Here is a 17013-nt window from a genome sequence, read left to right on the forward strand (position 1 = left end):
ATCCTCGCCGGTTCGGCCGGCGGCTGCACTGCTAGTTGCTGACAAAGCTCGGGGTCCAACAATCGGGCCGCGCTGAATAGTAGCGCAGCCTACCCTAATTCGCAGAGCGAGGCGGGTCGTCATCCGATCGCCCCGATCCGACGGTCCTCGTCGGCGCACACGGCGGCGAGAACGGCAGGCAACCGGTCCGCCAGCGCCGCCACCACGGCGGGCTCGAGCACGTCGGTCCGGTAGCCGAGATAGGCGTGCACGGGGCCATCCCCCACCGGCTCGTAGAAGCTCAGCGTCAGGTCCGACACCGGCTCCCCGACCGGGACCGGCAGCAGTCCGCCGAAGACACCGTCCACCTCGCCGAGGCGGGCCTGCTCGTGGTGCACGACCATCACCTGCGGCCGCAGCGCGTCGCCACCGAGATCGGTTGCCACGTCATCGAATCCGACGTCCTGATGCTCGAGCGCGGACAGGTTGCTCTCCCGGACCCGGGCCAGCAAATCCGCGAAGGTCGGATCGCCGGAGGTGTCCGTCCGCAGCACCACCGTGTTGAAGAAGCAGCCGATCAACCCGGACAGGGCCTCCTCGGTCCGGCCGGCGACCAGGGCGCCGATCGGAAGGTCCTCGCCCACACCGGCTTCGGTGAGGACGAGGGCAAGCGCCGACTGCAGCACCATGAACATCGACGTCCCGGTCCGGCGGGCCAACGCGTCGATGTCGCGGTGCAGCGACTCGTCGATCGGCAGCGGCACCACGTCGCCGCGGCGCGGGCCACCCGGCCGCTCGCCCGGCAGGCTCAACGCCTCCGGCAGACCGGACAGTCGCTCCCGCCAGTACCCGAGTTGCCGCGCGTGCCTGCTCGACTCGTCCGCGGGATCGCCGAGCACCTGCCGCGACCACGCCTCGTAATCGCCGTAGGTCACCGGCAGCTGCGGCAGCTCGGGCGCGTGTCCCGCCTGCCGCGCCAGGTAGCCGGCGAGCAGTTCCCCGAGCAACGGCACCACGGACCACTCGTCGACGGCCAGGTAGTGCATCACCAGCAGCAGGGCCTGGCGTCCCGACGCGTCCTCGACCAGCAGGACCCGCAACGGGGCCTGCTCCGTGAGATCCATCGGCTGCTGCGCCAGCTCGAACACCCGCGCGTGCAGGTCGTCGTCGCCGACGTCGACCAGGCCCACTGCCGGGCGGACCGCCTCCTGGCCGTAGACGTCGCCGTCGCGCTCGAAGAACACCGTGCGCAGCGGCTCGTGCCGCGAGACGACGTCGTCCAGCGCCAGCGCCAGCAGCTCGGCGTCCAGCGGCCGCTCCGGGTAGAGCGAGAGCGCGTGGCTGGCGGTGGGCGACTGCCGGTACATCCTCCACTGCCTGCGCTGCGGCGGCGACAACGGCGCGGCGCCGTCATTCCTGGTGCCCGCGACGAGGACGGGTCTGCCGTCGGCGGTGCCGGCCTCGGTCAGCTCGGCGAGCTCCGCGACCGTCGGCGCATCGAAGACCTCCCGAATGCTCAGCTGGGCACCGAGTTCCGTGCGCACCCGGCCGACCAGCTGCATCGAGGCCATCGAGTGACCGCCGAGATCGAAGAAGTTGTCGTGCACGCCGACCGAGGGCAGGTGCAGGATCTCCGCGAACAGGTCCGCGATCACCCGCTCCCTCGGGGTCCGCGGCGCGACGTCGCCGGTCAGCTCCGACCAGTCCGGCGCGGGCAGCGCCTTGCGGTCCAGCTTGCCGTTCGGGGTGAGCGGCAGCGGCCCGTCCAGCACGATGACGACGCTCGGCACCATGTAGTCCGGCAGCGACGACGCCACGTGGGCGCGCACCGCGGCCGGGTCGACGTCCGCACCCTCGACCGGCACCACGTACCCGATCAGCCGGGCGATCGACCCGTCCCGGTCGGTGACGACGGCGGACTGGTTGACGCCCGGGCTGTCGGCGAGCGCGGCGATGATCTCGCCGAGCTCGATGCGGAAGCCACGGATCTTCACCTGGTCGTCGACGCGGCCGAGGAAGTCGATGTTGCCCTCGGCCCGCCAGCGCGCCAGGTCACCGGTGCGGTACATCCGGCCGGGCCCAAAGGGATTGGCGATGAAACGGCCCGCCGTCAGCGCCGGCTTGCCGAGGTAGCCGCGGGCCAGGCCGCGGCCCGCGATGTACAGCTCGCCCGCGACACCGACGGGAACCGGCCGCAGCCGCGCGTCGAGGATGAACGCCTGCTCGTTGGGGTCGGGGATGCCGATCGGCACGGCCTGGTTCCAGCCGGGCTGCGCCTGCCACAGCGTGTTGTTCACCGTGGCCTCGGTGAGGCCATAGGCGGCAAGCAGATTCAGCCGCTCCGCCCACCGGCCGATCAGGTCCGGCGGCACGGTCTCGGTGCCGACCAGCACCGTGCAGCCCTCGGGCACAAGGGCGCCCGGCGGCAGCGCGGCCATCAGCGACGGCGGGATGATCGCGTGCGTCACCTCGTGCTCGTGCATGAAGTCGGTCAGTTCCGGGCCCGCGACCCGGGACCGGTCCGGCACGATCACCAGTCGCGAGCCGGTGCACAGCGCCATCGACAGCTCGAACACCGCGACGTCGAACCCGACCGAGGCGAACTGCAGCACCGTCGATCCCGGGGTCAGCCGCATCCGGTCCTCCGCGGTGGCGACCAGGCTGGAGATGCCCTCGTGCGAGACCACCACGCCCTTCGGCCTGCCGGTGGATCCGGAGGTGTAGATGACGTAGGCCGCGTGGTCGATGCCGTTGGGCACCGCGGTCACCGGCTTTGGCGCCGCGGCGAGTTCCGCGACGGTCTCCGGCTCGTCGAGCAGCACCCGGCTCAGTCCCGGCGCCTCCTCGATCCGCGCGGCCTCCGCGACGGTGCTCAGCAGCACGCCCGCCTTCGAGTCGGCGAGCATGTAGGAGATCCGGTCCGCCGGGTGGCTCAGGTCGAGCGGCAGGTACGCGGCCCCCAGCTTGAGCACGGCCAGCACCGAGGCGACCATGTCCACCGAGCGCGGGACGGCAAGGCCCACCACCGATTCCGCGCCGACGCCGCGGCCGGCGAGCACCGCGGCGATCTGGTCGGACCGCTCGTCCAGCTCGGCGTACGTCGCGGCGCGGTGTTCGTCGAGCGCGGCCACCGCGTCCGGCGTGGCCGCGACCCAGCGTGCGAACGAGGCGTCCATGGTCTCCTCCGGCACCGTCCGCGCGGTGGCGTTGAAGTCCACCAGCACCAGGTCGCGCTCGCCGTGCAGGAACACGTCGACCGCGCCGATCGGGAGCGTCGGCTCCTGCGCGACGGCGTCGAGCAGTGCCAGCTGACGGCGGGCGATCGCATCCGCGGTGGACCGGTCGAACAGGTCCGCGCCGTACTCCAGCCGCAGCTGGATCCGGCCCTCGCCCGCGCCCGAACCGTCGGCCGCGGGCAGGAACTCGGTGAAGTTGAACACCAGGTCGAACTTGGCGGTCCGCTCCTGCAGCGGCACCGGCTCCAGCGTCAGCCCACCCAACTCGGTGATGTCGGCGCCGCGGCTGTGGTAGCCGACCATCACCTGGAACAGCGGGTTCCTGGCCAGCGTGCGCGCCGGGTTCAGGCGCTCCACAACGGATTCGAACGGGACGTCGGCGTGGGTGAACGCCGCGAGGTCGAGCTCGCGGACCCGGGCCAGCAGTTCGCCGAACGTCGGGTTGCCGCTCACGTCGGTGCGCAGCACCAGGGTGTTGACGAAGAACCCGACCAGCTCGTCGAGGCCCTGCTCGGTGCGGCCCGCGATGGGCGCGCCGAGCGGCAGGTCGTCGCCCGCGCCGATCCGATGCAGCAGCGCGGCGGTGGCCGCGTGCAGCACCATGAACATGCTCGCGCCGCTCTCGGCTGCCAGTGCCCGTAGCGCCGCGGTGGTGCCGGCATCGAGGTCCAGCTCGATCGCGCCGCCCGCGAAGCTCGGCCGGGCCGGCCGGGCCCGATCGGTTGGCAGCGTCAGCTCCTCCGGCGCACCGGACAGCGCCGCCTCCCAGTACGAGAGCTGCTCGCTCAGCACCGATTTCGGGTCCGCGGCGTCGCCGAGCAACTCGCGCTGCCAGAGCGTGTAGTCCGCGTACTGCACAGCGAGCGGCTGCCACTGCGGGGCCTGCCCGTGCGCCCGGGCGGCGTACGCGAGCATCAGGTCGCGCAGGAACGGCCGGTCCGACCACTCGTCGGTGGCGATGTGGTGCAGCACCAGTGCGAGGACGTGATCGTCACGCCCCTCAATGTCATGGCCCAGCCGGATCACGCTGCCGCGCAACGGGATCTCGCGGGTCAGGTCGAAGGGCCGCAGCACGGCGTCCCGGACCAGGTCCGCGATCGCGTCCTCCGTCCCGTCGACCACGGTCAGCTCGGGCGTCGCCTCGTCGAGGATTCGCTGCACCGGGAGGCCGTCGACCTCGCCGAACACGGTGCGCAGCGACTCGTGCCTGCCGACGACGTCGGCGAGCGCGGCCGCGAACAGCTCGCTGTCGAGTTCGCCCCTCAGGCGCAGCACGATCGGGAAGTTGTACGCAGCGGAATCGCCCTCGATCTGCTGGATCAGCCAGAGTCGCTGCTGTGCAGACGACATCGGCAGGTGCTCGGGCCGGACCGCGGGCGCCAGCACCGGGCGGACCGCCTGACCCCGCGCGCGGACCCGCTCCGCCAGCTCCGCCACGGTGGGCGCCTCGAACAGGTCCCGCATCGTCAGCTCGGTGGACAGCGCCGACCGGGCCCGGCTGATCAGCCGGGTCGCCAGCAGCGAGTGCCCACCGAGGTCGAAGAAGCTGTCCTCCACGCCGAGCTCGCGGACGTCGAGCACCTCGCCGAACAGATCACACAAGACCTGCTCGATGTGATCCTCCGGGCCGCGTGAACCCGAGCCGACCGCATCCGGCACCGGCGGCAGCGCGCGAACGTCGAGCTTGCCGTTCACCGTCATCGGCAGGGTGTCGGTCTCCACGAAGGCCGCGGGGACCATGTAGTCCGGCAACGATGCGCGCAGCGCCTGTGAGTACTTCTGGCCCGCATGGGGGCCAAAAGGACTCACGGGCCCGGAGGGCACCACGTAGCCGACCAGGCGCTTGACGCCGCCGGGTCCGGGGGCCGCGATGACCGCACACTGCTTGACCCCGTCCAGCCCGGCGAGGACCGACTCGATCTCGCCCAGCTCGACGCGGTGACCGCGGATCTTCACCTGGTCGTCGGTGCGGCCCAGGAAGTCGATGTTCCCATCGGCGCCGCGGCGAACCAGGTCGCCGGTGCGGTACATCCGGCCACCGATCTCGAACGGGTCAGCCACGAACCGCTCGGCGGTCAGGCCGAACCTGTCCAGGTAGCCGCGGGCGAGTCCGATGCCCGCGATGTACAGCTCACCCGCCACGGCGTCCGCGACCGGACGCAGCCACGAGTCGAGGATGTGGGCGCGGGTGTTCCAGATCGGCTTGCCGACCGTGGGGGTGGCGGAGTCCGCCGTGCCGCCGCCGAGGGTGTTGATCGTGTACTCGGTGGGGCCGTACAGGTTGTAGCCGAACGTTCCGTCCGTGTCCCGCAGCCGGTTCCAGACCGAATCCGGCACCGCCTCGCCGCCGAGCAACACCAGCGGCGGCCGGTGCTCGCCCGGACCGTCGTCGAGCAGGCCCTCCTCGAACAGGTGCTGCGCGTAGGTCGGCGTCACGTTGACGACGTCGATGGCGTGGGTGTTGCAGTACGCGACCAGCGCCTCCGCGTCGCGGCGCAGGTGCTCGTCGCAGATGTGCACCTCGTGACCCTCGACGAGCCAGAGCAGCTCCTCCCAGGACATGTCGAACGCGAACGAGACCGTGTGCGCGATCCGCAGGCGTCGACCGCCCGTCATGGCGATCGTCGGGTCGAAGATCTCCGCGCGGTGGTTGAACTGCATGTTGGTCAGGCCGCGATACCCGGTGACCACGCCCTTGGGCTTACCGGTCGATCCGGAGGTGTAGATGACGTACGCCGGGTGGTCCAGCCGCCCGGGTGATCCGGGCGCGAAGCCGCCCAGCTCCGCGTCCGTCAACGGTCCGGTGCCCTGGGCCTGGGCCTGGGCCTCGTCGCCGTCGAGCACGATCGCCGCGCCCTCGAAGCCGGCGAGGGTCTCGCGGACCGCGAGAGTGGTCACCAGCACGGCAGGGCGGGCGTCGTCGAGCATGCCGACCAGCCGTTCCGCCGGGTGGTCCAGCTCGAGCGGCAGGTACGCCGACCCGGTGCGCAGCACCGCGAACAGCGCGACGACCATCTCCACCGACCGCGGCAGGCCAAGCGCCACAATCTGTTCCGGGCCTGCGCCGTGCGCCAGAAGCCTCCGGGCCATGGCGTTGATCCGGCCGTCGAGGTCCCGGTAGGTCACCGACTGCTCGCCGAAGACCAGCGCGACCTCGTCGGGGGTGCGCGCGGCCGCCTCAGCGAACAGGTCCGCGATGGTGGCCTCGGGCAGCTCCCGCTCGATCGAGCCCGCGGCCAGCGCGGCGCGCTCGCCGGGCAGCGACAGGTCCAGCGACCCGACCGGCGCGGACACGTCGTCGGCGAACAGCTCGAGCAGCCCGACGAACCGGGCCAGCAACGATTCGACGGTCGCGGCGGCCACCGCCTCGGGACGGAACTCGAACTTGATCTTCACCCGGTTACCGGGCGTGACCACGACGGTCAGCGGGTAGTGCGTGTGGTCGACGCTGTCGCCGCCGCTGATGTCGTGCGCGCTGTTGAGCGCGGACACCTGGTTCTCGTCGACGAAGTTCTGCAGCACGTAGAGCACGTCGAAGAGCTGACGGTGATCGGACTCGCGCCCGATCGTGGCCAGGCCGAGGTAGTCGTGTGGCATCAGGCCGAGTCGCTCGGACTGGCTGCGCCGCAACAGGTCCTCCACCCGCTCCCCCGGCCGCAGCGTGGTTCGGACCGGGACCGTGTTGAGGAACAGCCCGGCCACGGTGTCGAGGCCCTCGACCTCCGGGGGTCGTCCGGCGACGGTGATGCCGAACACCACGTCGTCGCGACCGGTCGCGGCGCCGAGCACCAGGGCGAGCGCGCCGCTGAGGATCGCGTTGAAGGTGACCCCGGTCGCGGCGGCCCTCGACCGCAGCCGCTCACTCAGCTCGGGGGTGAGCACGGTGTCGCGGCGGCCGGGCAGCGCGGGCGCCGACGTCGCGGCGGCCCCGATCAGCGTCGGCTCCTCGAGACCGGCCAGCGCGTGACGCCACTCCGCCCGCCCGGTCTCGCTGTCGCGGTCGCGCAGCCAGCCCAGGTAGTCGTCGAAACCGCCCGTGGCGGACGGGAAACCACTGTCGTCGCCGCCGGACTCGTAGAGCGCCAGCAGCTGGCTGACGACGATGCCGTTCGACCAGCCGTCCCAGAGCAGGAACTGCCGGTTGACCACCAGGCGGTCGCGGTCGTCGCCGAGGCGGATCACCATCGCGCGCCACAGCGGCGGCGACGTCAGGTCGAACGGGGTCAGCCGGTCGGTGGCCATCAGCTCGGCGGCGTGCGGCTCGCGGTCCGCCTGCTCCAGCTCGCGCAGGTCGAACTCCACGATCGGGACCTCGAGGTCGGCGGTGATGAACTGCACCGGTGCGGTGAGGCCCTCGCTCACGAATCCCGCACGCAGCGTCGGGTTTCGACGCTGCAGGGTGCGCAGCGCCGCGTCCAGCCGGTCGACGTCGAGGCGGTGCTCGAAGTCCAGCGAGAACTGCGCGGTGTAGATGTCGGTGCCCTCATCGAAGGTCGCCTGGAAGTACAGGCCCTCCTGCAGCGGGGACAGCGGCCACACCGCCTCGACCCCGGCGGGGCTGCGCTCGGCGATCAGGTCCAGCTCGTCCTGGCTCAGCGCCACCAGCGGCACGTCGGACGGCGTCAGCACGCCCGGTCCGTCATGGCGCTGCGCGGTCTCGACGAGCTCACGCAGCGCCTGTGCCCAGCCCTGGCTCAGCGCCTCACCGTCGGCGTCCGTCAGCCCCAGCTCGGAGCGGCCGAACACGGCGGTGAGAACCGGGCCGTCGGCCGTGTCCTCGCACAGCGCGTTGACGATCAGCTGGTACGGCCCGCCCATGTCCGCGTCGGGATCGGTTGACAGCGCGCCGGTCTCGGGGGCCGGGGCCCACGGCACCGCGATGCCGAGCTCGGCCGACGGCATCCGGCCGAGGTAGTTGAAGAGCACCTGCGACTCCGCGCGCGCGGCGAGCAGGGCGGCGGTGCGTGCGTTCGTGTACCGCAGCATGCCGTAGCCGATGCCGCCGTCGGGCGCGTCCCGCAGCCGCTCCTTTGCGTCCTTGAGCACGTCCAGCGGTCGGTCGCCCGCCCGCAACCGGACCGGGCTGATGCTGGTGAACCAGCCGACGGTGCGGGACAGGTCGACGCCTGGCGCCAACTCCTCGCGGCCGTGCCGCTCCAGGTCGACCAGCAGGTCCGACTCGGACCGGCCGGTGTCGCGGTGCCAGCGGCTGACCGCGATCCGCAGCGCGCTGAGCAGCACGTCGGTCACGTCGGCGTTCGCCATCGCGGGCACCGCCGTCAGCAACGCGGCGGTGTCCTCGGTCGACAGCGAAACCCGGTGCTGGGAGCCGGTTCCGATGGTGGCGTGACCAGAGACCTCCGGCACCAGCGCCGCCCCGGGCGCGGTCGCGGCGGTCCAGTGCGCCAGCTCGGCGAGGCGCTCGGCGCCCTGCGCCTGCTCGGCGAGGATCCGGCCGAACCCGCGCAGCGAGGTGCCGACGGGATCGAGCGCCGGGTCCTGACCGGACGCGGCCGCCACATGGGCCATCGCGAGGTCCTCGAGCAGGATCCGCCAGGACACCCCGTCGACGACGAGGTGGTGCGCGACGATCAGCAGTCGGCCGACGGTCTCCGGTCCGGCGTCGAACCACACCGCCTGCAGCATCACGCCCGCCTCGGGGTCGAGCCGCTCGGTGGCGGTCTCCGAGTGCTCGGCGACGAGGTGGCGCAGCGACTCCGGGTCGCGGGCGTCGACGGCGGTGAGGACCGAGGCGGCGCTCACCGAGCCGGGTTCGGTGGTCACCGTCGACCACACGCCGTGGGCGTGCCGGGTCAGGCGGGCGCGCAGGCCGTCGTGGTGGTCGAGCAGGGCCTGCAGCGCGGCCGTCAGTCCGCGCTCGTCGGCGCCTGCCGGGGTGTGCAGCAGCACCGCCTGGTTGAAACGGTCGGTGCCGCCGGACCATTCGGAGAGCCGGTGCACCACGGGAAGCGGGATCACCTCTCCGATGCCGTCCGCGACGGGGGCGTCGACCGTCGCCCCGGCGACCGGGGACGCGTCGCCGATCAGCCGCGCGATCGCGGCCGGGGTCCGCTGCTCGAAGATCTGGCGCGGGGTGAGCGTGACGCCGTCGCGGCGGGCCAGGTTCACCAGCCGGATCGCGAGGATGCTGTCGCCGCCGAGGGTGAAGAAGTCGTCGCCTGCTCCCACCCGGTCCAGGCCGAGCACCTCCGCGAACTGAGCCGCGATGCGTCCCTCGGTGTCCGTGCTCGGGGCCGCCTCCGACACCGCGACCGCGAAGTCCGGCGCGGGCAGGGCCTTGCGGTCGAGCTTGCCGCTCGGGCTCAGCGGCAACGCGTCGAGCTCCACGAACGCGCTGGGCACCATGTGCGCCGGCAAGAAGGCGGCCAGCGCCTGTGAGTACTTCTGGTCCCCCTGCGGGCCGGAAGTGCTCACGGGCCCGCAGGGCACCACGTAGGCGACCAGCCGCTGCTGGCCGGGGCGGTCCTCGCGGACCAGGACGGCGGCCTGGGCCACCGACGGATCGGCGAGCAGCGCGGCCTCGATCTCGCCGAGCTCGATCCGGAAGCCGCGCAGCTTCACCTGATCGTCGGCGCGGCCGAGGTACTCGAGTTCACCGTCCACGGAGCGCACCAGGTCGCCGGTCCGGTACATCCGGGTGCCGGCCACGAACGGGTCGGCGACGAACCGGTCCGCGGTCAGCGCGGCGCGGCCCAGGTAGCCGCGGGCCAGCTGCGGCCCGGACAGGTACAGCTCACCCTCGGCGCCCGGCGGCACCAGGTTCAGGTACTGGTCGAGCACGTACAGCCGGGTGTTCGCGACCGGCGCGCCGATCGGGACGGTGTGCGCGCCTTCGGGAATCGACTGCGCCCCGAAGAAGTAGCTCACCTCGACGGCGGCCTCAGTCGGCCCGTAGAGGTTGTCCAGCCGCACCCCGGGCAGCACCTCGGCGAACCGGCGGGCGGACGCGACGGACAGCGCCTCTCCCGAGCAGGCGACCACCCGCAGCGCGCTGCATCCGGCTGCGCCCGGCTCGGCGAGGAACAACTCCAGCATGGACGGCACGAAATGCGCACGGCCGATGCCACGTTCGGCGATCAGCCCGGCCAGGTAGCCCGGGTCCCTGTGCCCGCCCGGCCTGGCCAGCACGACGGTGGCCCCGGCGATCAGCGGACCGAAGAACTCGGGCACCGAGACATCGAAGCTCGACGGCGTCTTCTGCAGCACCCGCTCCCCCACCGTCAGCGGGTTCTCGGACTGCATCCACAGCAGCCGGTTGACGATGCCCTCGTGCGGCACCAGCACGCCCTTGGGCCTTCCGGTCGAACCCGAGGTGTAGATGACGTACGCCGGATTACTTCGGACGCAGAGCCCCGCGCCTGCGCGGACGCCGTCCAGCGGCGCTCCCGAATCCCCCTGGGGCTCGGACAGATCCACCGCCAGCACCGGCAGCGCGGAGTCGAAGTCCGCGCCGTCGGTGAGCACGCACACCGGCTCGGCGTCGGCCAGCATGTAGGACAACCGCTCGGCCGGATAGTCGAGGTCGAGCGGCAGGTACGCGCCGCCCGCCTTGCCGACCGCGAGCAGCGCGACCATCAGCTCGAGGGAACGCCCGAGCGCGACGGCGACCAGTGACTCCGGTCCCACCCCGCGCCCGACGAGCTCGCGGGCCAGCCGGTTCGCCCGGGCGTGCAGCTCCGCGTAGGTCAGCGTTGCGCCCTCGAACTCCACCGCGACGGCGTCCGGGGTGCGGGCGGCCTGCTCGTCGAGCAGGTCGGTGAGGGTGCGGACCTCCGCCTGCCCCGAGGATGCGGCCCAGCTCGCCTCCAGCTCGTCCCGCTCCGCGGCGGTCACCAGGGCGAGCGCGGAGATCGGCTGGTCACCGTCGCGCAGCAGCTCGCCGAGGAAGGTCACCATTCCGTCGGCCAGCCGCGTCGCGGTGGCCGAGTCGATCACCGCGGCCTGGTATTTGACCTCCAGCCGCAACTCGTCGCCTGGCGCCACGATCAGCGTCACCGGGTAGGGCGGGTTCTCCTCGAAGGTGATGCCGGTGATCTCCAGCCGGCCGGTGGGGTCGGCGACGGCGCCCTCGCCGATCGGGTAGTTCTCGAACACCACCAGGGTGTCGAAGAGCTCCTGTAGGCCGGTGAGCCTGCGCAACTCGCTCAGGCCGATGTACTGATGCTCGAGCAGCGTCGACTGCTCGTCCTGCCAGCGGGCAAGCGCCTCGATGGCGGATTCCTCTGCGCGGTAGCGCAATCGGGCCGGGACCGTGTTGATGAACAGCCCGACCATGGTCTCGATGCCGCGCAGGTCGCCGCCGCGCCCGGACACCGTCGAGCCGAACAGCACGTCGCGGCGCTTGGTGAGCCGTCCGAGCAGCAGGCCCCAGGCGCCGTGCACGAGGGTGCTCAGCGTCAGGCCGCGGGCGCGGCCGAATGCGATCAGGTCCGCGGTCTGTGCCGCGGACAGGTTCACCTTGACCTCGCGGACGCCGACCTCGGTGCCCCGCTCGGTCGCGCCGAGTCCGGTCGGCTCGTCGACCCCGGCCAGCGCCGTGCGCCACACCTCGATCGACGCATCCCGGTCGCGGGAACCCAACCAGCCCAGGTAGTTCCGGTACGGCTCGGGGGCAGGGAGCACGGGCGCGGAGCCCCCCTGGGCGTACAGGGCCATCAGCTCGCGCAGCATCACCGGCACCGACCAGCCGTCGGCGACGATGTGGTGGATCGACTGCAGCAGCAGGTGCTGGTCCGGCCCCTTCTGCACCAGCACGTACCGCAGCAGCGGCGCCCGCTCGAGGTCGAAGCCGCGCGCCCGTTCGTCGGCGAGGATCCGCCGGACCCGAGCCGACGCGTCGTCGGCGCCAAGTCCGCGCAGGTCCACCGACTCCAGCGGGACGCGGGCGTCGCCGGAGACCACCTGCACCACCCGGCCGTCGGACACCGCGCGCAGCCCGGTGCGCAGCGCCGCGTGCCGGTCGACGACCGTCTGCAGCGCGACGTGCAGCGCCTGCGGGTCCACCGGGCCGGTCAGCTCGATGATCTGCTGCACCACATAGGGATCGGAGTGTTCGGTCTCGAACGCACTGTGGAAGTAGATGCCCTCCTGCAGCGGGGTCATCGGCAGCACGTCGACGAGATCCGTCGCCGCGGCCTCGAGCTGGTCCACGTCCGCCTGCCCGATGCGCGCGTACGGGAAGTCCGCGGGGGTGTGGCCGCCGAACGGGGCGCTCGCGGCGAGCGCGCGCAGCACCGCGGTCCACGCCTCGGACAGCGCGGCGATCCGGGCCGACGAGAACAATCCCGGCGCCCAGGAGATGGTGGTGCGCAGGGTCGGCCCGTCGGGTCCGTCCTCCGCGATCGCGTTGAACTCGATGGCGTGGCCCATCGGCGCGTCGGGATCGTTGGCGCCGTCCATCGCGATGGGGAGCCAGTCGACGCCCTCCGAGGCGGAAACCGTGCCACCGCCGCCGGAGGCGGCAACTCGACCCAGGTAGTTGAACAGCACCTGCGGGGCGGTACCGGTCGTCAGCTCCGCGCCCGACGGGCTCAGGTACCGCAGCGCGCCGTACCCGATTCCGTTGCCTGGCACCGCGCGCAGCTGCTCCTTGACCGCCTTCACCGCCGCGCCGAGGGCGGCGGGGTCGAGTCCGTCCTCGAGCACACCGGCGTCGATCCGGACCGGGTACAGGCTGGTGAACCAGCCGACCGTGCGACCCAGGTCCACCGGCCTGCCCGCGGCGTCCTCCTCGCGGCCGTGGCCCTCGAGGTCGATGACCACCTGGGTCCCGGCCTGGCCTCGCCAGTCCGCCAGCACCGCAGCGAGTCCGGTGAGCAGCACGTCGCCGACCTGGCCGCCGAATGCGGCGGGCACGGCCCCGAGCAGTGGCCCGGTGAACTCGGGCTCCAGGCTCACCGTCACCGATTCGGCGTCGCCGCAGCGGTCGATGGCCGGGTCCAGCGCCCGGGAGCCGAGTGCGGGGTCCGGCGTCCGCGACACCGCGAGCCAATGGTCGAGTTCGCCGTCGAACGCACCGGATTCGGCCCGCTCGGACAGCAGCTGGGACCAGCGCCGCAGCGAGGTGCCCACCGGCGCCAGCTCGACCGGAATGCCCTCCGTCACCGCGGATCCGGCGCGGGCCAGATCCTCGAGCAGGATCCGCCAGGACACCCCGTCCACCACCAGGTGGTGCACCACCAGCAGCAACCGGCCCGGCCGGTCGGCCCCGGCGTCGAACCAGACCGCCGCGACCATCACGCCCGCGTCGGGGTCGAGTCGCGCTGCGGCGTCGATTGTTTCGCGTGAAACCACGGCGTCCAGCTCGGCCGCGGACAGGTTCTCGGCCTCGACCCGGCGCACCATCTCCGTCGCGCCCGCGGTCTCGGGCACCGACAGCGCCCAGCGCTCACCCCGGACCAGTGCGGCCCGGAGCGCGTCGTGCCGCTCGATCACGGCGCGCAGCGCCGCGCGTGCCGCATCGGCGTGGAACCCGACCGGCGTCTGCACGAGCACCGACTGGTGGAAACGGGCGACGGCCTCACCGGATTCGCTGGTGTGGGCGATGATCGGCGTCGCGGGCACCTCGCCGAGCGGCTCGTCGAGCCGGTCCACCAGTGCCTCCGCACGCCCCTCGATCTCGCGGGCGATGGCCTCCGCGGTGCGCAACTGGAAGACCTCGCGGGCGCTGAAGTTCATGCCTGCGCCACGCGCGTGGTTCACCAGTTGGATGGCGACGATGCTGTCGCCGCCGAGCGCGAAGAAGTCGTCCGTGACGCCGACGCTGTCGACGCCGAGCACCCCGGCGATGATGGCGCACAGCTGCTGTTCGCGTTCGGTGCGCGGCGCCAGACCCGGCAGCGCGGCGCGCAGGTCGGGTTCCGGCAGCGCGCGCCGGTCCAGCTTGCCGTTCGCGGTCAGCGGGAACTCGTCGAGGAGCAGCACGGCGGTCGGGACCATGTACTCGGGCAGCTTGGACACCGCCCAGGCCCGCACCTCGTCGGCGCTGAGCCCGGTGTGGCCGGCCTGCGGGACCACATAGCCCGCAAGGTACTTGGCGCCGTTGTTCTCGCGCACCAGCACCGCGCAGTCCCGGACACCCGGGTGCGACGCGAGCGCGGCCTCGACGTCCTCGAGCTCGAGGCGCATGCCGCGGATCTTGACCTGGTTGTCGGCGCGGCCGATGAAGTCGAGGGTGCCGTCCTCCGCCCACCGTGCGAGGTCGCCGGTGCGGTAGAGCCGGGATCCGTCGGTGGCGAACGGGTTTGCGATGAACCGTGAGGCCGTCAGGGCGGCGGCGCCGACGTACCCGTGGCCGAGCAGGTATCCGCCCGCGTACAGCTCGCCGCCGACCCCGGGCGGCAGCGCCCGCAGCTGCGAGTCCAGCACGTACAGCTGGGTGTTGGGGTTCGGCCTGCCGATGGACGACGCGATCCGCTCGGCCCGGTCGCGGTAGATCACATGGGAGACACCGATGGTCGCCTCGGCGGGGCCGTAGCCGTGGTAGAGCGTGGTGCCGAGCTGACGCCGGAACCGGTCGAACAGTTCCGGGGTGAGCACCTCGCCGCCGCACCAGACGTGCCGGAGCCCGCCGAGCGCCTGCCCGCCCTCGTCCAGGTCCAGCAGCACGCTGAGCATCGACGAGACCAAGTACACGAAGGTGACGCGCTCGCGCTCGATGAGATCGAGCAGGTAGTGCGGGTCGCGCTCGCCGCCTGCCTCGGCGACCACCAGCCGGCCACCGGAGACCAGCGGCAGCAGGATCTCGTTGACCGAGATGTCAAAGGAGAGCGGCGCCTTGAACAGCGCGGCGTCGTCGACGCCGAACCCGAGCACCTCCTCGACCTGCCACAACAGCCGCGCGCAGATCGCCTCGTGCCGGATCATCGCGCCCTTGGGCCTGCCGGTCGAACCGGAGGTGAAGATGACGTAGGCGAGCGACTGGCCCGCGATCGCCGCGTCGAGCGGCTGCGCCGACTGCCCGGCGTGCGCCCAGTCGGCCAGGTCAACCGCGACCGCGGCCTCCGGCGAGGTCTGCACCCCGCCTGGTCCGGTGAGGACCAGCCGCGCGCCCGCGTCGGCGAGCACCTGGTCGCGGCGGTCCTGCGGCCAGGCCGGGTCGAGCGGCACGAAGGCGCCGCCCGCGACCATCACAGCGAGTAGCCCGACGACCATCTCGGCGGAGCGCGGAACGCCCACCGCGACAACTTCTTCCGGCGCGAGCCCGCGCTCGGCCAGGTGTCGCGCGAGCTGGTTCACCCTCTCGCCGAGGTCCCGGTAGCTGAGCCGGACATCCCCCGCGATCAGGGCCTCCCGGTCCGGGGTGGCAGCCACCTGGGCCGCGAACAGCTCGGGCACGGTGTGGCTGGGCTGCGGCCGGGCGGTGTCGTTGAAGTCCTCCAGCACCCGACGCCGCTGCTCGTCGGACATCACGTCGAACCGCGAGAATGGGGCGCCAGGCTCGGCGGCGAGCTGGCCGAGGAACTGGGTGAGCTGCACGCGGTGCCGCTCGAGGTCGTCCTCGAGCCCCGCACCGACCCGCAGGTCGATCCGCATCGACTCGCCCTCCTGGCCGCGCTGCACGGTGAAGTCGAGCTCACCGATCGCGCCGGTCACCATGTTCTGCGCGAACGCGGGGCTGCCGCCGAAGGTCATCGAGTGTTCGAACAGCACGATGTTGATGCCCGGGCCGAACACCCGCCGCGACGGGTCGAGCGCACGCGCCTCCCTGGCGAGGTCCTCGCCCCGGTACCGGCCGTGCCGGAGCAGGCCGATCAGCCCGTGGTCGATGTCGGCCGTCAGGGCGGCCAGGGTGCTGTCGCCGTCGACGTGCAGCCGCATCGGCAGGATGGTCGAGGCCATCGACGGCAGGTGCCGCAACGCCCGCCCGGTGCGGCCGGTCAGCGGCACCGACAGCATCAGATCGGACTGTCCGCTGACCCGGTGCAGGTAGGCGGCGATCATCGCGAACGGGATTCGCGTGCGCCGGATGCCCTGCGCGTCGGCGAAACGGTACAGCTCCGCGACGGTCGCGGCATCGAGTTCGACGCTGGCCTTGATCGGCGGTGCGACGGGGTCCGGGGAGGGAGGGAGCAGCACGGGGGGCTCGGGGGCGTCGGCCAGCCACTCCAGCCAGTGCGCGCGATCCGCCTCGTACCGCCCGGACCCGCGGTACTCGACGTCCGCGTCGATCGCGGTCTGCAGCGACCAGTCCTGCTCGTCGAAGTGGAGTTCCGGATGCTCCTGCCTGCCGACGACCTCGGCGACGAGCAGCACGATGCCGTAGCCGTCGATGATGCTGTGGTGGTAGCGCTGGTACCACCACGTCACCTCGTCGTCGATCCGCAGGACCGCCTGGGTGAACAGCGCCTCGTCGCTGTCCAGCTCCGCGACCGTCTGCATGTCGGCCTCGACCCAGGCGCGGGCAGCGGCCGCCGGATCCGGACGGCCGCGCAGGTCGACGATCCGCAGCGTCCACCCCTGCGGGTCGAGTCGTTGCTGCCGGAGCACCTCGTCGGGTCCGACCGCGAACCGCACGTGCAGCGCCTCGGCGCGGCGGATGGTCAGGTACACGGACTCGACCGCGCGGGCGATGTCGAGCGGGCCGTTCACCTCGATGGTCAGCGAGATGTTGTAGGCCGGGCTGGCCGGGGCGAGCTGCTGCGCGACCCATACCTCGGACTGCGCGGCGGTGACGGGAAGCCACTGTCCGGTGGCGTGCGGGCGAGCCGTCGAGTCCGAGAGAGAAGACATACAGGTCCGATCATCGTCGCGCGGCGCGATTCGGCGCCGTGATTTC

Annotated in this window: 1 protein-coding gene; it reads right to left on the minus strand. The window is 72.3% G+C overall.

Annotated features, from left to right (window positions below; genetic code table 11):
• Positions 1-119: 119 nt before the first annotated feature.
• Positions 120-16967 (minus strand): amino acid adenylation domain-containing protein, encoded by a 16848-nt coding sequence (locus ACFXMV_RS16410; RefSeq protein ID WP_378503337.1) that lies wholly within the window; start codon positions 16965-16967, stop codon positions 120-122.
• Positions 16968-17013: the final 46 nt, after the last annotated feature.

This window comes from Rhodococcus sp. NPDC059179 (assembly GCF_042754885.1).
Taxonomy (GTDB): Bacteria; Actinomycetota; Actinomycetes; order Mycobacteriales; family Mycobacteriaceae; genus Rhodococcus_G.